This is a genomic window from Actinoplanes sp. NPDC021490 (assembly GCF_055562135.1).
In genome coordinates, this window is the sequence record NZ_JBVHFW010000034.1 from 1 (window position 1) to 21,136 (window position 21,136).

General features: G+C 71.3%; 22 protein-coding genes. 9 read left to right on the top strand and 13 right to left on the bottom strand.

Annotated elements, in window-relative coordinates; all coding sequences use genetic code 11:
- Nucleotides 1-698: 698 nt before the first annotated feature.
- Genes ACZ3I4_RS47510 through ACZ3I4_RS47525 form a run of 4 tightly spaced genes read right to left on the bottom strand, consistent with a single transcriptional unit; the run spans nucleotide 699 to nucleotide 3,619 of the window.
- Entirely contained in the window at nucleotides 699-1,853 is a 1,155-nt protein-coding gene (locus ACZ3I4_RS47510) for a tetratricopeptide repeat protein (protein ID WP_465388789.1), read from the bottom strand.
- A gap of 49 nt (nucleotides 1,854-1,902) precedes the next feature.
- On the bottom strand, nucleotides 1,903-2,376 hold the full coding sequence (ispF, locus tag ACZ3I4_RS47515) for a 2-C-methyl-D-erythritol 2,4-cyclodiphosphate synthase (RefSeq protein ID WP_465388790.1): 474 nt from the start codon (nucleotides 2,374-2,376) through the stop codon (nucleotides 1,903-1,905).
- Between the two features lie 9 nt (nucleotides 2,377-2,385).
- On the bottom strand, nucleotides 2,386-3,081 hold the full coding sequence (gene ispD / locus ACZ3I4_RS47520) for a 2-C-methyl-D-erythritol 4-phosphate cytidylyltransferase (protein ID WP_465388791.1): 696 nt from the start codon (nucleotides 3,079-3,081) through the stop codon (nucleotides 2,386-2,388).
- Between the two features lie 52 nt (nucleotides 3,082-3,133).
- Nucleotides 3,134-3,619, bottom strand: a complete 486-nt coding sequence (locus tag ACZ3I4_RS47525; protein WP_026206027.1) for a CarD family transcriptional regulator — start codon at nucleotides 3,617-3,619, stop codon at nucleotides 3,134-3,136.
- 334 nt (nucleotides 3,620-3,953) lie between these two features.
- Here ACZ3I4_RS47525 and ACZ3I4_RS47530 point away from each other — a divergent pair, with 334 nt between their 5' ends.
- Entirely contained in the window at nucleotides 3,954-4,724 is a 771-nt protein-coding gene (locus ACZ3I4_RS47530; protein ID WP_465388792.1) for a hypothetical protein, read from the top strand.
- Nucleotides 4,725-4,759: 35 nt separating this feature from the next.
- Here the strand turns inward: ACZ3I4_RS47530 and ACZ3I4_RS47535 are convergent, their stop codons facing one another.
- Genes ACZ3I4_RS47535 through ACZ3I4_RS47550 form a run of 4 tightly spaced genes read right to left on the bottom strand, consistent with a single transcriptional unit; the run spans nucleotide 4,760 to nucleotide 8,182 of the window.
- On the bottom strand, nucleotides 4,760-5,218 hold the full coding sequence (locus ACZ3I4_RS47535; protein ID WP_465388793.1) for a DUF6023 family protein: 459 nt from the start codon (nucleotides 5,216-5,218) through the stop codon (nucleotides 4,760-4,762).
- Nucleotides 5,208-6,269, bottom strand: coding sequence for a type III polyketide synthase (locus tag ACZ3I4_RS47540; RefSeq protein ID WP_465388794.1), 1,062 nt, complete (start codon nucleotides 6,267-6,269; stop codon nucleotides 5,208-5,210). The genes ACZ3I4_RS47535 and ACZ3I4_RS47540 overlap by 11 nt, the downstream gene beginning before the upstream one ends.
- A 48-nt stretch (nucleotides 6,270-6,317) precedes the next feature.
- Entirely contained in the window at nucleotides 6,318-7,472 is a 1,155-nt protein-coding gene (locus ACZ3I4_RS47545; protein ID WP_465388795.1) for an acyl-CoA dehydrogenase family protein, read from the bottom strand.
- Nucleotides 7,469-8,182, bottom strand: coding sequence for a methyltransferase domain-containing protein (locus ACZ3I4_RS47550; protein ID WP_465388796.1), 714 nt, complete (start codon nucleotides 8,180-8,182; stop codon nucleotides 7,469-7,471). The genes ACZ3I4_RS47545 and ACZ3I4_RS47550 overlap by 4 nt, the downstream gene beginning before the upstream one ends.
- 46 nt (nucleotides 8,183-8,228) lie before the next feature.
- Here ACZ3I4_RS47550 and ACZ3I4_RS47555 point away from each other — a divergent pair, with 46 nt between their 5' ends.
- The 5 genes from ACZ3I4_RS47555 (at nucleotide 8,229) to ACZ3I4_RS47575 (ending at nucleotide 13,327) form a co-directional block, all read left to right on the top strand.
- Nucleotides 8,229-9,056: a UbiA family prenyltransferase gene (locus tag ACZ3I4_RS47555; RefSeq protein ID WP_465388797.1), complete on the top strand. Its 828-nt coding sequence runs from the start codon at nucleotides 8,229-8,231 to the stop codon at nucleotides 9,054-9,056.
- 100 nt (nucleotides 9,057-9,156) lie between these two features.
- The gene (locus ACZ3I4_RS47560; RefSeq protein ID WP_465388798.1) at nucleotides 9,157-9,897 is read left to right on the top strand and encodes a hypothetical protein; all 741 of its coding nucleotides are present in this window, start codon (nucleotides 9,157-9,159) and stop codon (nucleotides 9,895-9,897) included.
- 29 nt (nucleotides 9,898-9,926) lie between these two features.
- A complete protein-coding gene (gene radA, locus ACZ3I4_RS47565; RefSeq protein ID WP_465388799.1) occupies nucleotides 9,927-11,345 on the top strand; it encodes a DNA repair protein RadA in 1,419 nt (472 codons plus the stop codon).
- A gap of 73 nt (nucleotides 11,346-11,418) precedes the next feature.
- Nucleotides 11,419-12,609 carry a DNA integrity scanning diadenylate cyclase DisA gene (gene disA, locus ACZ3I4_RS47570; RefSeq protein ID WP_465388800.1) on the top strand — a complete coding sequence of 397 codons (1,191 nt, stop codon included), beginning with the start codon at nucleotides 11,419-11,421 and terminating at the stop codon, nucleotides 12,607-12,609.
- A gap of 100 nt (nucleotides 12,610-12,709) precedes the next feature.
- A complete protein-coding gene (locus tag ACZ3I4_RS47575) occupies nucleotides 12,710-13,327 on the top strand; it encodes a DUF6518 family protein (RefSeq protein ID WP_465388801.1) in 618 nt (205 codons plus the stop codon).
- A gap of 106 nt (nucleotides 13,328-13,433) precedes the next feature.
- Here the strand turns inward: ACZ3I4_RS47575 and ACZ3I4_RS47580 are convergent, their stop codons facing one another.
- The 4 genes from ACZ3I4_RS47580 to ACZ3I4_RS47595 all read right to left on the bottom strand — a co-directional run bounded on the left by ACZ3I4_RS47580 (nucleotide 13,434) and on the right by ACZ3I4_RS47595 (nucleotide 15,861).
- On the bottom strand, nucleotides 13,434-13,949 hold the full coding sequence (locus ACZ3I4_RS47580; protein ID WP_465388802.1) for a 2'-5' RNA ligase family protein: 516 nt from the start codon (nucleotides 13,947-13,949) through the stop codon (nucleotides 13,434-13,436).
- Nucleotides 13,950-14,729 (bottom strand): adhesin, encoded by a 780-nt coding sequence (locus ACZ3I4_RS47585; RefSeq protein WP_465388803.1) that lies wholly within the window; start codon nucleotides 14,727-14,729, stop codon nucleotides 13,950-13,952. It lies immediately after the preceding gene.
- Between the two features lie 95 nt (nucleotides 14,730-14,824).
- Nucleotides 14,825-15,361 (bottom strand): peptide deformylase, encoded by a 537-nt coding sequence (gene def / locus ACZ3I4_RS47590; RefSeq protein WP_465388804.1) that lies wholly within the window; start codon nucleotides 15,359-15,361, stop codon nucleotides 14,825-14,827.
- Nucleotides 15,358-15,861: a glycine cleavage system transcriptional repressor gene (locus tag ACZ3I4_RS47595; RefSeq protein ID WP_465388805.1), complete on the bottom strand. Its 504-nt coding sequence runs from the start codon at nucleotides 15,859-15,861 to the stop codon at nucleotides 15,358-15,360. The genes def and ACZ3I4_RS47595 overlap by 4 nt, the downstream gene beginning before the upstream one ends.
- A 21-nt stretch (nucleotides 15,862-15,882) precedes the next feature.
- Here ACZ3I4_RS47595 and ACZ3I4_RS47600 point away from each other — a divergent pair, with 21 nt between their 5' ends.
- From ACZ3I4_RS47600 to ACZ3I4_RS47610, 3 genes are all read left to right on the top strand, one after another.
- A complete protein-coding gene (locus ACZ3I4_RS47600) occupies nucleotides 15,883-16,779 on the top strand; it encodes an HhH-GPD family protein (RefSeq protein WP_465388806.1) in 897 nt (298 codons plus the stop codon).
- A gap of 146 nt (nucleotides 16,780-16,925) precedes the next feature.
- Nucleotides 16,926-19,430 carry an alpha-L-arabinofuranosidase C-terminal domain-containing protein gene (locus tag ACZ3I4_RS47605; RefSeq protein ID WP_465388807.1) on the top strand — a complete coding sequence of 835 codons (2,505 nt, stop codon included), beginning with the start codon at nucleotides 16,926-16,928 and terminating at the stop codon, nucleotides 19,428-19,430.
- Nucleotides 19,427-20,806 (top strand): family 43 glycosylhydrolase, encoded by a 1,380-nt coding sequence (locus tag ACZ3I4_RS47610; protein ID WP_465388808.1) that lies wholly within the window; start codon nucleotides 19,427-19,429, stop codon nucleotides 20,804-20,806. Before ACZ3I4_RS47605 ends, ACZ3I4_RS47610 begins: the two co-directional genes overlap by 4 nt.
- A 120-nt stretch (nucleotides 20,807-20,926) precedes the next feature.
- Here ACZ3I4_RS47610 and ACZ3I4_RS47615 read toward each other — a convergent pair.
- The coding region (locus ACZ3I4_RS47615; RefSeq protein WP_465388809.1) for a hypothetical protein at nucleotides 20,927-21,136 on the bottom strand (210 nt) is incomplete at its 5' end.

A 21,136-nucleotide genomic window follows, 5' to 3' on the forward strand; every position in this document is an offset into this window, starting at 1 on the left:
ACCCCAACCGTCAGCCCACCCCAACCGTCAGCCCACCCCAACCGTCAGCCCACCCCAACCGTCAGCCCACCCCAACCGTCAGCCCACCCCAACCGGGGGCCTCCGTCCCTCGGAACCGACGCTACTCGGATCGGGGAGAGATCATTTCGTTGTCCACAATGCAGAGTTATCCACAGGCCTCGAGCGCTCGAATTCGAATAGGCCTAACGTCGCGGGCGACCGAAGTGGCGGCCCGGCTGTGTGGCGGAAGCCGAGCCGAGAAACGTGCCGCACCGACCGCGGCGTAGGCGAGGTGGCGAGGTGGCGAGGTGGTGCACCAGCAGCGGCGTAGGCGACACGCGACGTGGCGCACAGGCTGCGGCGCTGACTGAGCAGGCAACGTGGGACACCAACCAACGCGCAGGCCAGGCGACGACGTGGCACACCGGCGGCAGCGCCGACTGAGCAGGCAACGTGGGACCAGCCACCGCGCAGGCCAGGCGGCGACGTGGCACACCGGTCACTGCGCGGGCCAGGCAACGGCGGGGCACACGGGCCGCGGCGCCGGCCGAGCGGGACGACGTGGAGCACTGATCGGAGAGAGGGCGGGTAGCCGACGGAGCCGACCCGTTGATGGCTCAGACATAGCCCGCGGCATGGTGCACCGATTGGTCAGTGCGGCGGCGCCTGCGCGGAGCCGGGCGGGATTGGGGAGGTGGTTAACGGCGGGTGAGGATCAGCGCCTCGGCCAGGGCGGCCACGACCATGGCGGCGACCAGGGGGATCACGCCGCCCACCAGCGCGTAGACCAGCAGGAGCAACGGCGCCACGAAGGCGACGTAAGCGGCGGCGGCCAAGGGGCGGTTGTGGTGGCGCAGGCGGGCCAGGGCCACGGCCAGCGGCTCGGGTACGGCTCGGTTCAGGACGAAGATGATGCCGACGAAGACCAGGACGCCGATCAGGCCGGCCCAGGCTCGGGAGATTCCGCCGCTGGCCAAGGTCATCAGGCCGGCGAACAGGCCCGCGACCAGGGTGGCGTTGGTGCCGTAGAGGGCGTGTTGCCGGACCGCGGCGGCGGATTCGGCGGACGGGTCGAGCACGGGCTTGGTGGGGCGGCTGATCGCGCTCTCGCCGGTCCAGTCGGCCGAGGTCGTCTGTGGCTCCTCGGTGACGGGCCGGTCCGGCGCGGGGTAGGACCGTGGGAACGGCTGCGGATAGTCGCCGTCCGAGTCGGGCGCCACGGGCAGGGTGGCCTCGTCGGCCAGCGACTCGAGAGCGCGAGCCCAGCGCCGCCGCTCGAAGCGGACGATGCCGACGTCTCGTTGGGCGTCGCCGATTGCCGGGTCGAGGTCCAAGGCTTGCGCGTACGCCCTCTGGGCCAGGTCGAAGAGGCGGAGCCGCGCGGCCACGACGGCCAGGACCAGGTGTGCTTCGGCCTCGGCCGGTGCGACCCGGACGGCGTTCCAGGCGGCGTTCAGGGCTTCCTGCCCGTTGCGGGACTCGCTGAGCAGGGCCGCTCCGGTCCTCTGGGCGTACGCGTCGGCCGGCCACTGGCGGATGATCTCGCTGGCGACCTGGGCCGCCTCGCCGTATTTCTGGCTGTCGGACAGGGCCATGGCGCGTACGACGAGGTTGGTCAGCGTCGAAGGAGCGGCCGCCACCGCCCGCTCGGCGGCCCGCAGCGCCTCGCCGGGCTGGTCCGCCGCCAAGTGGATGCGGGCCAGCGTGGCAAGCAGGCTGGCTTCGTCGGGCGCGGACTCCAGTCCGGAAGCGATTTCCTGCGCCGCCTCGTCATACCGTCCGAGGTCGGCCATCAACAGCGCACGCTGCCGATACTCTTCCGGCGTCGTTTCGGGTTCCAGAGGCGCGGCCACGTTTTGAGAGTAGGCGCTACCGCGAAATGCCACTCTGGCGGGTGACTGCTCAGGTCAGTGCGATGAGGGCGACCGCCGTGGCCGCCAGGCCCTCGCCGCGGCCGGTCAGTCCGAGGCCGTCGGTGGTGGTGCCGGAGACGGTGACGGGGGCGCCGACGGCGGCCGACAGCACCTGCTGGGCCTCGGCCCGGCGCTTGCCGATCTTGGGATGGTTGCCGATCACCTGGATCGAGACGTTGACGATCTCGAAGGACTCGGCCCGTACGAGGCGCGCGGTCTCGGTGAGCAGGGCGACGCCCGAGGCGCCGGCCCATTCGGGGCGGGCCGTGCCGAAATTGCTGCCCAGGTCGCCCAGCCCGGACGCGCCGAACAGCGCGTCGCACGCGGCGTGGGCGGCGACGTCGGCGTCGGAATGCCCGGCCAGACCGGTCTCCTCCGGCCACAGCAGCCCGGCCACCCAGCAGGGCCGCCCCGGCTCGAAGGCGTGCACGTCCGTTCCGATCCCGACCCGCTGGTTGATCACCGGGTCAGGTTACTGGGGCTGGGACAGCAGGGCCTCGGCCAGGATCAGGTCCAAAGGACGGGTGATCTTCATGGCGAGCTCGGAGCCGGGGATGCATCTGACCGGAATTCCGGCCTTTTCCACCAGGCCGGCGTCGTCGGTCAGAGGGTCGGCGGCCGCCGCGTGGGCCGCCGCGAGAATGCTGTGCTGGAAGCCCTGCGGGGTCTGCACGCTGCGCAGGACGGACCGGTCGACCGTGCCCAGGACGGTTTCCTCGGCGTCGACTTCCTTGATCGTGTCGACGACGGGGAGCACCGGGATGACCGCCGGGTTTCCTTCGCGTACGGCCGTGGCCACCGACTCGATCACGCCGGGCGGGGTGAGGGCGCGCGCGGCGTCGTGGACGAGCACGATGTGAATGTCGGGTGGGACCGCGGCCAGGGCCAGCGCCACCGATTCCTGACGTTCGGCCCCGCCGGCCACCACGGTGACCGGCGCGACCGGCGTCAGGAGTGCTCGTACCGCCTCGACCTCGGCCGCTGGAGCGGCGACCACGATGAGACGGACCGACGGCGAGGCCGCCACCCGGCGAACCGCATGCACGAGCAACGGCTCACCGGCGAGCAGGCGCAGAGCTTTGGGCCCGCCCGGGCCGAGCCGCAGACCGGCACCGGCCGCCGGAACCAGGACCGCGACGTCACCGCGGGCATTCAGCTTCGCGGTCACGTCGCGGTCCTGTACAAACACATGTGTTTGTTACTTCGAGGGTGAGGGTAGGTCAGGCCTCGGTGAGGACCTTGTCGAGCAGCACCTCGGCCTCGTCCTTCGTGCTCTTTTCCGCCAGAGCGACCTCACCGACGAGGATGTCGCGAGCCTTCGCGAGCATGCGCTTCTCTCCGGCCGAGAGACCACGCTCACGCTCACGACGCCAGAGGTCACGAACAACCTCGGCAACCTTGAGGGGGTTACCGGAAGCCAGCTTCTCGAGATTGGCCTTGTAACGCCGCGACCAGTTCGTCGGCTCCTCGGTGTGCGGAGCACGGAGGACGTCGAAGACCTTGCCCAGGCCTTCCTCGCCCACAACTTCGCGCACGCCGACGATTTCGGCGTTCTCAGCGGGCACCCGTACGGTCAGATCACCCTGGGCAACGCGCAGCACAAGATACTGCTTTGGCTCGCCCTTGATGACCCTTGTTTCGATTGCCTCGATGAGTGCGGCCCCGTGGTGGGGGTAAACAACGGTCTCGCCGACACTGAAAACCATAGGTTCGAAGCCCCTTTCGCTGTGTCTAGGGTAACACGCTCAGGCAGCTATGTCCCGCCCAGCCGGTGACTGTTAGTGCAGCTCAGAGGCCCTGTGATGGGCGTTTCTGCGGCTTGACAGACGGGCCGCGAGCTGCCTCAGTAACAGTGAGTGATCGTTTGGTGACCGCTAAGGCGTACGGGTCGGATATTTCGCACCTACGGCGTTTGAGAAGTCCAGCTTATCGCTAAGGTCCGGAAGCGCGCACTACTGGCGGTCGGGCCCCGGGTAAGGAAGGCTGGACGCAAGGTCCCCGACCGAAGAACGACTGGTCGGCCCGGGGGGAGGGTGAGTCATGGCTGGTGCGAGCGACAACGGCGGATGGGCGTCGGATGGCGGTTCGCCCGATGATCTGCCCGACCTGCCCGAGGAGTGGGGCGTCATCGTCATTCCGGACGACCTTTCCGAGCTGTCGGACGAGGTCGACGCCATCCGGGCTGAGCTGCGGCTGACCGGTCCCCCTTCGCGCTGGCAACGCTTGGCCCGCCGCCCGGCAATGCGCCGGCTGCGCCGGGTCGCCGCCACCACGCTCCGGGCCCCGGTTCTCATCATTTCGCTCGCCGTGCTGGTCACCGTGGCCAGTCTCTTCGCCTCGGCGTGGCCCGGGCCGCCCCGCCAACCGGCCACCCAGCGCACGGCCAACACCTCGCCCGACCAGGTGACGACGCTGCCGGCTCTCGAGCTGGTCGCGACCGACGGTGTCCCGGTGCCGCTGCGCGGCAGGCTACCCGCTGTCATCCTGCTCGTGGACGGCTGCGTCTGCACCGCGCTGGTTTCCGACACGATCGACGCGGTCGGCCCCGAGATCGCCGTGATCACCGTCTCGGCCGTCGCCGCCTCGGCGTCCGCGGCGGGCACCCCGCCGACCGGGGCCGCGCCCCCGGTGAACGGAAAAACTGTGCGGATACTGCACGATCCGACCGGCAGTCTGCGTACGCATCTCAAGCTCGGCACGCCCGACACCACGGCGGCCGCCGTGCTGGTCAACCGCAGCTCGCAGATCGTCCGTACGGTGCCGCGCACGGCCTCGGTCGAAGACTTCCGAGCCGACCTCGCCCGCCTCTAGCGCCGAGTCGCGCCGGACTGAGTTAAGAACGCGCGTCAGCGGGCTACGGGCTGCAGCGAATATCGGAACACGACCGGGCCGTCGTCGCCGACCATGACGTTCATCCGCATCATGCCGCCCAGCCCCACCTCGAAGCTCTCCGGCGGCAGGTCGCCGGAACAGCGAACCCCCAGCCCCGAATCCTGACCCGTACGGCTCAGGCTCACGCGGACGAAGCTGTCGGGCGCGCCGCGGCAGACGAGCGACACCTTGTACGCGCCGGTGTCGACGTACGTCTCGAAGGTCTGCTCGGTGCCCGCGGTCAGCGTGGCCGTCTGCGCCTCGGCCTGGCCGTCGACGTCCGGGAGCTGCTGCTCGACGACGGTCCGCCACTGCGAGACGCGATCGTCCGAGCGTTCCGGGGGCGCCGAGAGAAACCACCACGTGGCTCCCCCGGCGACCAGGACACCGGCCGCCGAATAGAGAATCGCGCCGCGCGCCCGCTCACCCGTCACATGGTGACTGTAGAAGCAGCGTGCCGTAGAGCGTGAGTCCCGGACCGAAGGCCAGCATCACCACCCGGCGCGGCGGGGCGGGCCGGCGACGGAGAGCGTCGAGGGCCAGCAGCACGGTGGGCGACGAGCAGTTCCCGTACGCGGAAAGCGTCCCTCGCGAAGCGGCGAGCGCCGAATCGTCGAGCTGAAGCTGCTCCTGGACCACGTCGAGGATCTTGGGGCCGCCGGGGTGGATGGCCCAGCCGTCGATGTCGCCGATGCTCAGACCGTTGCGGCCGAGCAGGTCGTCGACGAGCTTGCGGACGTGCAGTTCGAGCACGGCCGGCACCTTCGGCGACAGCCCCATCCGGAAGCCGAGATCGGTGACCTCCCAGGTCATCAGGTCGGCCGTGGTGGTGTCGGTGACCGCGGCGACGTCCCGGACGACCAGGCCCGATCCGCCGGGAGTGAGCGCGACGGCCGCCGCCGCGTCGGAGAAGAGCGCGTGCGACACGATCTGCTGGAAGTCCGTACGCACCTGGGCCGGTTGAAGGTGCAGGCTGGTCAGCTCGGCGCAGAGAAGCAGTCCGGGCTGCTGGCGGGCGGCCACGAAGTCGGCCACCGCGCCCAGCCCGGGCAGCGCCGCGTAGCAACCCATGTGCCCAACGAACAGCCGCTGCACCGACGGCGACATCCCCAGGTCACGAGCGAGCAGGATGTCGAGGCCGGGGGTCGCGTAGCCGGTGCAGGAGCAGACCGCGAACAGTCCGAGGTCGGAGGCCGCGATCCCGGCGTCGGCCAGCGCCCGGGTCACCGCCTCCTTGCCGAGCGGGACGGCCTCGACCTGGTAACGGCGCATCCGCTGCTCGGTCGACCAGTCCGACACGTCCTCGAGCAGCGGGCTGACTGCCGCTTGCCGCGTACGCACCCCGGAGTTCTCGAAGATCCGCTTGGCCAGCGCGCGGCGGGTCCCGGTGTAGTGGTGCGAGAAGAAGTTGTCCCACAGTTCGCTCTGCACGGTGGAGGGCGGCAGCGCCGTCCCCAGTCCCGCGATGGTCGCATTGCTCTTCACTTGTGCCTCCTGGGCCCGACCCCGCCGCCATCGTGCTGTGCAAACCCCTCACCAGCGAGGGGCTGATCCTTCTGAGTCCGCGTCGCCGCCGAGCGCGTCCACCCCGAGCCAGTCGGCGCACACATCGCTGGTCGCCGGTTGCAGGGAACCGGCCCGCGCGTCCCGGTAGAGGCGTTCGAGCGGGTGCCCGCGGCGCATCGCGGACGTGCCCGCGGCCTCGAGCATCGACGCCGCCACCTCGGCCGCGGTCGTGCCGGCCAGCAGCTTGGCCCGCCAGACCCAGCGGTTCGTCTCGGCCTCGCCGGGCCGCTCGTCGACCCGGCGGGCCGCCTCCAGCACGGCCAGGTGAGCCGCCGCGACCGCCGCGTCGGCGCGCCCGATCCGCGACCGGATGGCCGGCAGGTGGCCCAGCTTGCGCTCGTTGACGTGCTCGATCGCGGCGTCCACGGCGGCGCGGGCCACCCCGACGTAGACGGCGGCGTAACTGGCCACCATCCAGTGCGGGGCCAGCTGGGCGACGACCAGGGCCAGGCCCTCGACCCCGCCGAGCAGGGCGCCGGCCGGGACGGTGACGTCGACGTGCAGGTCGTGCGAGCCGGTGGCCCGCATGCCCAGCGCGTCCCACGTCTCCTCGACCCGCAGACCCTCACCCGCAGGCACCAGGAACTGCGAGACCTGCGACGGGTCGGCGGCACTGCGCGCGGCGACCAGATAGGCGTCGGCGTGCCCGGCCCCCGAGCAGAACGTCTTGGAGCCGCGGATCCGGTAGGCCCCGTCCACCACCTCGTACGACGTGCTGAGCTGGGACAACCGGGAGCCCGCGCCGCGCTCGCTCATCGCCACCGCGTACCAGCGGCCCTCGGCGGCCGACCGCAGCGCGTCGTCGCGGGCCTGCAGCGCCTCGGCCGGCAGGCCCAGGGCGTCGGCCAGCTCATCGGTGACGCCGGCCAGCGCCCCGGTGACCGACGCGTGCATGTTGAAGACCAGCGCGGTCGCGCCGTTGCCGCGGGCCAGCTCGTACGCGGTCGCCGCGTACTGGGCGAAGCTCGCCCCCGCGCCGCCCAGCCGGGCCGGGACCATGAGCCCGAACAGGCCCGCGGCGCGCAGGTCGGCGAAGTCGTCGGCCGGAAAGCTGCCGTCCCGGTCGTGTGCGGCGGCACGGGCCGCGAACCGGGGTGCGAGCCGCCGGGCTTCGGGGATCATGCCGCCTCCTTGCGGCCGTGGCCCTGATAGAGCACGGCGGTGGAACGGGTGGGAACGATGCGGCCGAGGGGACGGCGCTTGTCGAACGGGCCGAGCCAGCGGACCAGCCCGGGAACGCTGGGCCGGGCGCCGCGCACCTGGAGACGTACGCCATGGGAAGCGAACTCCGCGGTGAGCCGGCGCGGGTCGACGAAGAGCGCCGGATCGTGCAGGCCGACCGGGGCCAGCCCGATGGCCTCGCCCAGCGTGACCGTCACGAAGCGGCTCAGCGCGGTGTCGTTGACCGTGTCGAGCACCAGCAGCCCGCCCGGCCGCAGCACCCGGCACAGCTCGGCCACGGTCGCGGACAGGTCGGTGACATGTTCGAGGATCTCGCCCGCCGCGACCACGTCGGCCGAGCCGCTGGCCAGCGGCAGCGCCGTCACGTCGCCGCGCACGGCCCGGATGCCCCGCTCGGCCGCGTGATCGAGACCGGAGGCGCGCAGGTCGACGCCGACGTGGGTGTAGCCCTTGCCGGCCAGGTGCGGGGCGAGCAACCCGCCGCCGCAGCCCGCGTCGACCAGGATCGCGCCGGGGGTGCTCGCGGGCGGGATCAGCCGGGCGCGGGCCTCGGCCAGCCAGTGCAGCAATTCGAAGTGGCCGCCCGGACGCCACCAGTGGTCGGCGAGCTCGTCGTACTGACGCGGATCGTTACGGACCATCGACGGCATGTGATCGAGCGTGGCATGCATCTTGCACACCCGCCACACTGCTCGCATGTCCCGAGCGCTCGCAGTGATCAAGTCGTCTCATCCCGAGCCCGGCGGCGCGGTCACCTTGGCCATGACCCTGCTGGCCATCGGGGCCGGTCACCGCGGCTGGGCCATCGCCGGTGTCTTCGCCGCGGTGGGGGCGACCCAGCTCGCCGTGGGCTGGGTCAACGACTGGCTCGACGCGGATCGCGACCGGGCGGCCGGGCGCACCGACAAGCCGGTCGCCTCGGGGGCGGTCTCCCGCCGCACGGTGGGAATCGCGGGGTTGATCGCGGCGCTGGCCATCCCGCTGCTGGGTCTGCCGTTCGGCCCGCTCGCGACGCTTCTGATCTCGCTGGTCGGCGTCTTCGCGCTGCTCTACGACTGGCCCCTGAAATCCACCGTGCTCTCGCCTCTGCCCTATCTGGTGGCGTTCGGGCTGCTGCCGGCGTTCGTCGTGGTCGCGCTGCCGGGGCATCCGGCGCCACCGGCCTGGCTGGTCGCGGCGGGCGCGCTGCTCGGCGGGGGCGCGCACTTCGCCAACGTGCTGCCCGACCTGGCCGACGACGCGGCCACCGGCGTACGGGGTCTGCCGCACCGGCTCGGCGAGACCGGATCCTCCATTGCGGCCGCGCTGCTCCTTCTGAGTGCGACACTCACGCTGGTCCTCGGGCCGCCGGGGCCGCCGTCGTGGGCGGGCTGGGCGGGCGCGGCGGCCGCCGTCGTGGTCCTTCCGCTCGGCTGGTACGCCACCAGACGCGCGAAGGGACGCGGTGTGGCCATGTTCCGCGCCGTGATCGTCGTCGCCCTGATCGACGTCCTGCTGCTGATCTTCAGCGGCCGGGTGGTGTGAATGGACGGGTCGGCGCACGCGCCCGATCACCGCCCTCTAGGCTGAGCCTTACGCCTTGAGGTGTGTCGTTTGTTCGGCTTGATCAGCTTGGAGGATCGTGATGCGCTCGCTGGGAACCCGCCGCGTCACACTGGCCGCGGGGGCCGCCACGGTCGCCGTGATCGCGCTGGCCGGCTGCTCGGCCGGTCAGGTGGCCGAGACCGCGCTTCTCAAGACCCCGATCTCGGGTCTGAACACGGAGAGCCCCGACGGGCGCCTGCTCATCCGCAACCTCCAGGTCGTCTACAACGACCCCGAGGGTTACCCGGCCAACGGTGACGCGCCGCTCGAGGTGAGTCTGTTCAACCAGAGCACCGAAGAGATGACGGTCCTGATCAGCAGCCGCCCGCTGCAGGACGAGCAGGCCGGCATCGTCTCGGCCCGGCAGATCGGCCTCAGCGGCAGCGCGACGGCCGGTTCGCCCAGCGCCAACCCCGAGCCCTCCGGCGCCGGCAGCTCGCCCGACGAGGTGCCCGGCGTCGAAGAGAACCAGGCGCCCAGCAGCAACGTCGAGCAGCCGTCGGCGCAGCCCAGCACGCCCGGCGCGCCGTCGGTCGCGCCCGCCGCCTCGCTGCAGCCGGCCCGCATCACGCTGCCCCCGCTCAGCAGCGTCACCTACCTCCCCGAGGACGACGCCCAGCTGGTCGCCGCGGGTCTGAGCGACGAACTGATGCCGGGTCAGTCGCTGAGCCTGGTGCTCGAGGTGAGCGGCCAGTCCCAGCCGATCCAGCTGACCGCGCCGTTCGCCACTCCGCTCTCGCCGGCCTCACGGGCCCCGGGCGAGGGCGCCGAGCACGAGTAATTGTCGTACCGTCCCGCTAGCTTTGCGGGGTGACAACGTCCCGCACGGCCGCGAAGGCCGCCCGCCCCGCCTTCGTCTGCGACGCCTGCGGCCATCAGCCGCCCAAGTGGCTGGGCCGCTGTCCCGAGTGCGGTGAGTGGGGTTCGGTCATCGAGTCCACCGTGAGCACTCCGCTCGGCGCGGGCCGGGTGGTCAGCTCGCGCATGCCGTCCGAGCCGGCCCGCCCGATCGCCCAGATCAGCGCGGCCCCGGCCAAGGCCGTGCCGACGAACGTGGGCGAGCTCGACCGGGTGCTCGGCGGCGGTCTGGTGCCCGGCGCGGTCGTTCTGCTGGCCGGCGAGCCCGGCGTGGGCAAGTCCACTCTGCTGCTCGACGTGGCCCAGCAGTGGGCGGCCGGCGCGGGCACCCCGTCCCTCGTGGTCAGTGGGGAAGAGTCGGTGAGCCAGGTCCGGCTGCGCGCCGAGCGGCTCGGCGCGCTGCACGAGCGGCTCTATCTGGCCTCCGAGAGCGATCTGAGCGCGGTGCTCGGCCACCTCGACGCGGTCAAGCCCGGCCTGCTCATCGTCGACTCGGTGCAGACCATCTCCGCCCCGGGCACCGAGGGCGTCTCCGGTGGCGTCACCCAGGTCCGCGCGGTCACGGCCGCGCTGGTCGGCGTGGCCAAGGAACGGGGCATCGCCACCGTCCTGGTGGGTCACGTCACCAAGGACGGCCAGGTCGCCGGCCCCCGGGTGCTGGAGCACCTGGTCGACGTGGTGCTCCACTTCGAGGGCGACAAGCATTCGTCGCTGCGGCTCGTGCGCGGCGTGAAGAACCGATACGGCGCGGCCGACGAGGTGGGCTGCTTCGAGATGCACGAGGGCGGCATCGCCAGCCTGCCCGATCCGTCCGGCCTGTTCCTGACCCGCTACAACGAGCCCGTGCCGGGCACCTGCGTCACCGTGGCCATGGAGGGCCGGCGCGCACTGGTCACCGAGGTGCAGGCCCTGATCGGGGCCGAGGTGCAGGGCTCGCCGCGGCGCACGGTGTCGGGTCTCGACAGCGCCCGGCTGGCCATGGTGCTGGCCGTGCTCGAGCGCCGCACCAAGCAGCTCAAGCTCTACAACCGAGAGGTCTTCGCGGCCACGGTCGGCGGCATCCGGCTGATCGAGCCGTCGGCCGACCTGGCGATGGCGCTGGCCGTGGCCTCGGGCGGGCTCGACCTCGCGATGGCGCCGCAACTGGTGGCGATCGGCGAGGTGGGGCTGACCGGCGAGATCCGGAGGGTCGGGGCGGTGGGCCGGCGGCTGGCCGAGGCGGCCCGGCTCGGCTTCAAGGTGGCGCTCGTTCCGCCCGGCTGCGCCCCCGAGGCGCCCCGCGGCATCGAGGTGATCGAGGTGAGTGATCTGCGCTCCGCGCTGCAGTCGGCGGCCCGCGCCTCGGCCGCTCACGGCGGTGACCGTAAGTGACGTTTCATCACGCTACGGAGCATTCATCGAACCACGGCTCGTTGCGCTGGATGACAGTCCGTAGAATGTCCAGGTGCCGCTCGACCGCGATGGTTCCAAGCCCGCCGCCAGCCCGACGCCACGACCAGGCGTCAACGGTTCGGCGCATCGTCCGGCTGCCGCCGCCTCGGGCGGTCCCGGCCTCACCGGTGGCGGCGTGAGCGGCGATCCCCTACGCGCCAATCTGGCCCTCATGGCCCCGGGCACGGCGCTGCGCGACGGCCTCGAGCGCATCCTGCGCGGGCGCACCGGCGCGCTGATCGTGCTCGGGCACGACGCCGTCGTCGAGAGCCTCTGCACCGGCGGGTTCCCGCTTGACGTCGAGTTCTCCGCCACCCGCCTGCGTGAGCTGTGCAAGATGGACGGCGCGGTCGTGATGTCGAGCGACGGCACCCGCATCGTGCGGGCCGCCGTGCATCTGATGCCCGACCCGGCGATCCACTCCGAGGAATCCGGCACCCGGCACCGCACCGCCGAGCGGGTGGCCAAGCAGACCGGCTTCCCGGTGATCTCGGTGAGCCAGTCGATGCACATCATCGGGCTCTACGTGAACGGTCAGCGCCACGTCCTCGACGACTCGGCGGCCATTCTGTCGCGGGCCAACCAGGCCCTGGCCACCCTCGAGCGTTACAAGCTGCGCCTCGACGAGGTTTCCGGCACCCTGTCGGCGCTGGAGATCGAAGACCTCGTCACCGTGCGTGACGCGGTCGCGGTCGTCCAGCGGCTGGAAATGGTCCGCCGCATCGCCGACGAGATCTCGGGTTACGTGGTCGAGCTCGGCACCGACGGCCGCCTGCTGGCCCTGCAGCTCGACGAGCTGATGGCCGGGGTCGACGCCGACCGCACGCTGGTCATCCGCGACTACCTGCCGACCGGCCGCAAGTCCCGCACGCTCGACGAGGCGCTGGTCGAGCTCGACCTGCTCACCGCGACCGAGATGATCGACCTGGTCGCGGTGGCCAAGGCGATCGGCTATCCCGGCGCGACCGACTCGCTCGACTCGGCGGTGTCGCCGCGCGGGTTCCGGCTGCTGGCCAAGGTGCCGCGCCTGCCCACCCAGATCGTCGACCGGCTGGTCGACCACTTCGGCAGCCTCCAGCGTCTGCTCGGGGCGACCGTGGAGGATCTGCAGGCGGTCGACGGCGTGGGCGACGCGCGGGCCCGGGGCGTACGGGAAGGCCTGTCCCGCCTGGCCGAGGCCTCCATCCTCGAGCGTTACGTCTGACGTTGCCCCGCCGGATCGGTCTTTCGGCGGATCACGCGGAGGTTTGATCCGTCGCCGGATCGATGCGGCGGCGGCGACCCGGTTCGTAAGCTCCACCACCGTGATCAACAACCGGAACGTCGTCGTGGTCGCGCCGGTCGCGGGCATCCTGCTGGGCGTCCTCGACTTCGTGTGGATCAAATATGTGCCGGCGCCGTTCGGCGAGCTGGGCAACTCGATCGCGGTCTGGGCGGTGGCGGCGTTCCTGCTGACGTTCCGGTTCCGCTGGAGCCTGCCGGTGAGCGTGCTCGGGGCGATCGTCAGCCTGGTCGTCGCCGTGCCGTGCTACTACCTGGCGGCCACGGCGATCCAGAACGACACCCTGTCCAACGCGTACAACGTCAACGCCTGGCTGTGGATGGGCCTGGGCGTGGTGGCGGGCGCGGTCTTCGGGGCGGCCGGCGCGATCGCCCGTACGCCCGGTCGCCTGCAGACGATCGCCCTGGCCATGCCCGGCGCCGTCATGTTCGCCGAGGCCGTCATCCAATTGCGCCGGATCGGTGACCCCTCGTACGGCACCGCCTCGCAATGGCAGTCGGGCCTGGTCCTGATCGCCCTGGGCGTGCTGACCACCCTGCTGGCCGGCCGCTCCTGGCCCCAGCGAGGCCTGGCCCTGCTGATCGCCCTCCCCCTGACCGCGATCGGCTGGATCCTGCTCTCGTTCACCGGCTTCCGCTAGCCGCGCGGCTACCGGTCCCAGCAAGAAAGCGCGGCTCCGTTCACAGCGTGATACCCGCGGCTTCCGGTCGCAGCGGGATAGCGAGGGCGAGCGTCACGCCGGCGGATCACTGCAGCGGCACGTCGATGTCGTTGGCGTGGTCGGCCACGGCGGCGCCGGTGACGGTGGCCCGCAGGGGCAGGATTTCCAGGCAGCGGCGGATGGCCGGGGCCATCTGGGGGTTGGGCACGCGCATCGAGATGGTGCAGTGCGGGACCCAGCGGCCGGGCTGGTAGAGGTCCCAGGTGTCGACGCCGGCCGCGGACAGGCGGGCGTGCACCGAAGCATGGCGGGCCAGCAGTTCGGCCGTCGGCGTGATGCCGAGCCACAGGACGCGTCCGACGAACTGGCCCACGAAGTCCATGTCAAAGGTCAGGCCGCGACCCACCGCCAGGCCGTCCAGCGCCTCGACGACCGCCGACGGGGTCAGCCGGCGGGCCGCGGCCAGCGAGACGTGCGGGCGGTGCTTGTCGTTGAGCAGGGACGCCAGGGTAGGGATGCCCTCGTCCTCCAGGGCACGCCACAGGGTGCGGACGCGGCGGGTGGCGTCCACGTCCAGATAGAGCTCGAGTGCGGCGACCACTCAGGCCGAGATGGTCAGCGTGACCGGGTTGCTCACCAGCGTGCCGAGGCGGGCCCGCAGCTCGAACTGGCCGGGCGGCGGGTTCGGGCCGGACGCCGAGTCGCCGGCGCACGTGCTCGACTGGCGGCCGTTCCAGGTGACCTGGTACGACAGCTCCTGGCCGGGCGGGAGCTGCCGGACGTCGCCACCCTTGGCGGTGCTGCACGTGTCGGACGACCAGTACTTGCGGGCGCCGGAGTCGATGTAGAGCTCCTGCGGGTCGGCTCCGACGTCGCGGGAACACGTACGCTGGCCGGTGTTCTTGATCTTCAGGGAGATCTGGACCGACTGGCCGCGCTTGAGGTTGGTCGACGCGGGAATCGGGGTGACCGTCAGCTCGCCGTCGGCGCAGGTGCCGTCGGCCGGGGCGGTGACGTTGTTGTTCTGCCCGTCGGCACCCGTGCCCGTGCCCGTTCCCGTGCCGCTGCCTCCGGTCGGCGGCAGCGTTTCCTGGGCGTCGCCCGAGGGCTGGCCGCCCTGCAGGTCGCCCGGGGCGGGCAGCGAGGGTCCGTTGTTGCCGGGGCGACCGTCCAGGAACGTCGGTCCGGGCGAGGACGGCTCCGGCGTGGGCAGCTCCGACGAGTTCGACGTCGGTGTCTGCCCCTGCTTCTTGCCCTTGTTGTCGTCGCCACCGGAACAGGAAACGAACAGCACGATGATGCCGAGCAGCACTGCGCCCAGCACGACTGCACGGCGCCGCCAGTAGACGGCGGAGGGAAGGGGACCAACCGTCGATCGCATAGTGGGGCCCACGGTAAACCCGCGCGCCCGCGAGTCAGCCGCGACGCGCCGGGGTTATGCGACACCGACTCACAACAAAACCGCGGCGGTGGACGTCAAAGGTAGACCTTACGCTGGTAGATCGCGTGCGCCCCGGCGACACGATCGAGAAAAAGCTTTCCGGCGCAGTGGTCGATCTCGTGTTGCAGCGCCCGCGCCTCGAACGCATCGGTGGTCACCGTGACCTCTTCGCCGCTTCCGGGCAGCGTTGCCACGACCACGACGCGCCCGGCCCGCTTGACGTCGCCGGTCAGGTCGGGCACCGACATGCAGCCCTCGCGCCCGGCCTTCCATCGGCTGGCCTCGATGACCTTCGCGTTGCAGAGCACGAACGTGCCGTGCGTGGTGGCGGCCTTGGGGTGGCCGGTCACGTCGACCGCGAAAAGCTGGACGCCCACCCCGACCTGCGGGGCGGCCAGGCCGACACAGCCGGGCGAGACGCGCATGGTGGCGACCAGGTCGGCCGCCAGCCGCACGACCGCCGGGTCGGCCGGGTCGACCTCGTCGCCGACCGTGCTGAGCACCGTGTCGGGCGCGGTGACGACCGGCCGGACCGTGCCCTCCGGACCGTCCCAGGTGATCGGCGAGGTCACAGGATCTCCGACTCGGCGCGTCGCAGGGTCACCTCGACGCCCAGTTCGGCCGCGGCCACCGCGAGCTGTTCGGCCAGTTCGTCGGCGGCCCCGGCAGGGACGTCGACCTCGGCGATCAGCACGTAGAGGGCGCCGGCCAGACGCGTGCTCAGATCGGTGATGTTTCCGCCGCCCGCGGCGACCACCCGGGTCACCGCCGCGACGATGCCGAGCCGGTCGGCGCCGTGGACGCTCACCACGTATGGCTCGCCCTTGTCGGATTTATCGGATTCCGGGGAGACCGAACGCACCGAGGTGACCACATCGTCCAGCGACTCGAGCGCTTCCACCGCCGAGGACGCGGAGGGCCCGGTGCAGATCAGGGTCATCGTGAAGTGTCCGCGCAGGCGGGTCATGGTGGAGTCGGTCAGGTTGGCCCCGACGCCGGCCAGCGCCTCGGCCACGTCGGCGACGATGCCGGTCCGGTCGGGACCGATGACGGTGATGGCGAGCTCATGCACCTGCCTACAGTAAGACCTGCCATGACTCTCGCCGATGACGCCATCACGTGGTTCGACAAGAATGCCCGCGATCTGCCCTGGCGGCAGCCCGACACCACCGCCTGGGGTGTGCTGGTCAGCGAGGTGATGCTGCAGCAGACCCCGGTCGTCCGGGTGGAGCCCGCCTGGCGCTCCTGGATGACGCGCTGGCCCACGCCGGCCGACCTCGCGGCCGACCCGCCGTCCGAGGCGATCCGCATGTGGGGCCGGCTGGGTTATCCGCGCCGGGCCATGCGGCTGCACGCCTGCGCGGTGGCCATGGTCGAGCGCCACGACGGCCGGGTGCCGTCCGGCCTCGACCAACTGCTCGCGCTGCCGGGCGTGGGCACCTACACCGGACGGGCGGTGGCGACCTTCGCGTACGGGCAACGCCACCCGGTGGTCGACACGAACGTCCGCCGTGTCGTGTCGCGGGCCGTCGAGGGCAAACCCGACGCGGGACCGAACACGACCGCCGCCGACCTGGTCGCGACGGCCGAACTGCTGCCCGAGGAGCCGGCGCGGGCGGCCCGCGCGAGCATCGCCTTCATGGAGCTGGGCGCGCTGGTCTGCACGGCCCGTTCACCGCGCTGCCATGAGTGCCCTTTCGAGCACGTGTGCGCGTGGCGGCTGAGCGGCTCCCCCGCGCTCGGGGGTCCGAGCCGCAAGCCGCAGCGGTACGCCGGAACCGACCGCCAGGTGCGTGGGCTGCTGCTCGAGGTGCTGCGCCACGCGACCGGACCGGTGCCGCGGCAGCGCCTCGACGAGGTGTGGAACGACGACGTGCAGCGGGCCCGCGCGCTGGCCGGGCTGGTCGAGGACGGCCTGGTCGAGCCGCTGACCGAGGACGTCTTCGTGCTGGCCGGTGACGGGCCCCGCGTCCCTCCGCAAGCTCTCTGAGCACCCTGGTCTTCGCTGGCGCTTCCCTCTATGGTGAACGCTAACATCGACCACTATCACGCGTACACCGCCTTTCAGGTGCACTAACAAAGGCACCGGTAAGTCCTGCGGAGGAACGGTGTTCGCGCGAACAAGGGGGGACCCCTGTGGCCCGCTTCCGATCCCGAACGGCCGGCGCGATAGTTGCCCTGGCCGCACTGCCCTTGGCGGTCGCTCCACCGGCCGCCGCCGCTCCCACGCCCGACTACACGATCACCGTCGACCCGGCCAAGCCCGGTCCGGCCATCGGCGACGAGATGTACGGCGTCTTCTTCGAGGACATCAACTACGCGGCCGACGGCGGTCTCTACGCCGAACTGGTCCGCAACCGCTCCTTCGAGTTCCAGGCCGCGGACAACCGCGCCTACACCGGGCTGACCGGCTGGACGGCCACCGGCACGGCGGCCACGGTCGACGATGCGGCCCGCCTCAACGAGCGCAACCGCACCTACCTGCGGCTCACCGGCCCGGGCAGCGTCACCAACGCGGGCTACAACAGCGGCATCGCCGTCGAGAAGGGCGACCGCTACGACTTCTCGGTCTGGGCCCGCTCGGATTCCGGCTCGCCGCTGACGGTCTCGCTGGCGAACGCCGACGGCACCGCGCTCGCCGCCCCGCTGAAAATCAACGTCAAGAGCGACAGCTGGTCCCGGTACGCGGGCACGCTGCGCGCCACGAGCACCAGCGACGCCGGGCGCCTGTCGGTGTCGGCCACCGGCACCGGCACCCACCGGCTCGACATGGTGTCGCTGTTCCCGCGGGACACGTACAAGGGACGCGCCAACGGCCTGCGCAAAGACCTGGCCGACAAGGTGGCCGCCCTGCGCCCCGGTTTCGTCCGCTTCCCCGGCGGGTGCCTGGTCAACACCGGCAGCCACGAGGCCTACGACGCGGCGTCGGACTTCCCGCGCGCCCGCTCGTACCAGTGGAAGGACACGGTCGGTCCGGTCGAGACCCGGGCCACCAACGCGAACTTCTGGGGCTACAACCAGAGCTACGGGCTCGGCTACTACGAATACTTCCAGTTCAGTGAGGACATCGGCGCGGCCCCGCTGCCCGTGGTGCCGGCGCTGGTCACCGGCTGCGGCCAGAACCGCGCGACCGACGACCCCGCCCTGCTGCGGCGGCACATCCAGGACACGCTCGACCTGATCGAGTTCGCCAACGGGCCGGCCACCTCGACCTGGGGCAAGCTGCGCGCGCGGATGGGCCACCCCAAGCCGTTCGGCCTGACCATGGTCGCGGTCGGCAACGAGGAGAACCTGCCCGAGGAGTACTTCGCGAACTTCCTCGAGTTCCGCGACGCGATCAAGGCGAAGTACCCGGCCATCACGGTGATCAGCAACTCCGGGCCGGACGACATGGGCGTCACCTTCGACAACCTGTGGGCCAAGAACCGGGCGGCCGGCACCGAGATGGTCGACGAGCACTACTACAACAGCCCGAACTGGTTCCTGCAGAACAACGACCGCTACGACTCGTACGACCGAAGTGGCCCGAAGGTCTTTCTCGGCGAGTACGCGTCCCAGGATGCCAAGTTCGCGAACTCGCTGGCCGAGGCCGCATACATGACCGGCCTCGAACGCAACGCCGACGTGGTCAAGATGGCCTCGTACGCGCCCCTGCTCGCCAACATCGACAACGTGCAGTGGCGGCCCGACCTGATCTGGTTCGACAACGACGAGTCGTGGGGCTCGACCAGCTACCAGATGCAGAAGCTGTTCATGACCAACGTCGGCGACCGGGTCGTGCCGTCCTCGGTGACCGGCGGCCGGGTCGTGCAGCCCAAGCCGATCACCGGGCGGGTCGGGCTCTCCACGTGGCGTACGGCGGCCCGCTACGACGATCTCAAGGTGACCACGCCGGACGGGACCGTGCTGTTCGAGGACACCTTCGACGACGGCAACGCGGACGGCTGGAGCCCGATCGAGAACCGCGGCACGTGGACGGTGACCGACGGGGCGTACGCGCAGACCGACGTGGCCGCCGAGAACGCGATGGTCGCCGCGGCCACCGACATCACCGCGACCGACTACGACATCACACTGAAAGCGACCAAGACCGCCGGTGACGAGGGCTTCCTCATCCCGTTCGGGATCAAGGACTCGGGCACCTGGTACTGGTGGAATCTGGGTGGCTGGAACAACACCCAGGGCGCGATCGAGAAGGCCACCGGGTCGGCCGCCGCCAAGGAGCAGCTGCTCACCCGGCCCGACACGATCAACACCGGGCAGACGTACGACCTGAGGATCGAGGTCCGCGGCACCAAGGTGACGCTGATCCGCGACGGCGAGGTGTGGGGCAGCTTCGACGACAACCAGGTCACCGAGCCGTTCGCGCAGGTCGTCACCCGCGACACTCGGGCCGGCGAGATCATCGTCAAGGTCGTCAACGCCTCGGCCGCCCCGGCCCTGACCAGGGTCGACCTGGGTGGCCTGCGCGTCGCCCCGACCGGCCGCATGACCGTCCTGACCGGCGACCCGGGCGAGCAGAACACCCGCTCGGCCGAGCCGATCCGGCCCGTGACCAGCACGGTGCGCGGCCTGGGGTCGACCTTCACCCGCGAGTTCCCGGCGAGCTCGGTCACCTTCCTGCGTCTGGAGACCCGATGAGACGTCGCATCCTGCTCGGCACGGCCGCCGGCGTCGGAATCGCCGGGCTGGCCGGGGCCGGCGCCGCGAAGGCCGCCGTTCCCCGCACCGACGCCGAGATCTACGGCGTCCCGACCATCCAGCCGCTCGTCAGCCGGCGAGCCGATCCGTTCATCACGCCGCGCACCAACGGCATGTACTACTTCACCGGCTCGGTGCCCGAATACGACCGGATCGCCCTGCGCGGGGCGTCCACCCTGGCCGGGCTGACCGGCGCGGCCGAGGCGGTGATCTGGCGGCGCCCGGCCACCGGCAAGATGGCCGGGCACATCTGGGCGCCGGAACTGCACCGCATCGACGGCAAGTGGTACGTGTACTTCGCGGCCGGCGACTCCGACGACGTGTTCCGGATCCGCACCTACGTGCTCGAATCACCGCTGGCCGACCCGCTCGACCCGAGCGGCTGGCAGCTCAAGACCCAGCTGATCACCGAGTGGGACGGCTTCACGCTGGACGCCACGACGTTCGCGCACCGCGGGCGGCGCTATCTGGTGTGGGCGCAGAGCGAGCCCGAGATCGCGGTCAACACCAGCCTCTACATCGCCCGGATGGGCACGCCGTGGTCGCTGGCCACCAAGCCGACCCGGATCACGACGCCGACCCGCGACTGGGAGATCCAGGGCTTCCGGGTCAACGAGGGCCCGGCCGTCCTGATCCGCAACGGCCGGGTGTTCCTGACCTTCTCGGCCAGCGCCACCGACGCGCGCTACTGCATGGGTCTGCTCACCGCGGACGCGGACGCCGATCTGCTCGCGCGGGACTCGTGGGTGAAGACGCCCGACCCGATCTTCGTGACCAACGCCGAGACGAAACGGTTCGGGCCGGGGCACAACTCGTTCACCGTGGCCGAGGACGGGCGGACCGACGTGCTGGTCTATCACGCCCGCGACTACCGGGACATCACCGGCGACCCGCTCTACGACCCGAACCGGCATGCGCAGGTGCAGCGGCTCTACTGGCATCCGGATGGCACCCCGCTGTTCGGCGTGCCGGTGGGCGACGGCGGGCCGATCGTGCGGATCTCGCCGGCGGACCGGCCGGACGACTTCGTGCGGCACTCGACCGGCGGCGCGATCGTCGCCGAGCGGGCGCCGCGTGATCTGGCCGCGACGCAGTTCCGGTTCGAGGCCCGGGACGACGGCACCGAGGTGCTGCGCTCGGTCGACCACCCGGACCAGTTCGTCGGCCCCGGCCTGCGGCTTGGCCCGAACCCGCTGGGATTCCGCCGCGAGACCGTCCGTACGGGACTTCGGCTGCGGACCGACGGCGGCTACCTGCGGATCTCCGGCACCACGGTCACTCTCGGCTCGACCGGCACGGTCGTGCGGCTGAGCTGACCCCTCGGACCCCGCGCACGCGTTCCCCCCACCGCGTGCGCGGGCCCGCCCCTCACTTGCTGGGGCGGGAATGCGAAACGGCCCGGCTGCGAAGCTCGCAGCCGGGCCGTTCCATGTGGCTTACTCCTCGGAGGTGGTCGCCCCAAGGTCGGCCGGAACCGCGTCGGGAACCGCGACACCCCGGTCGGCGCCGGTGAAAGTCAGCTTCGACTTCTCGACGTTGTCGGGGTCTCCCTCGCAGTCCACGACGACGATCTGGCCGGGGCGCAGTTCGTTGAACAGGATCTGCTCGGAGAGGGTGTCTTCGAGGTCGCGCTGGATCGTGCGGCG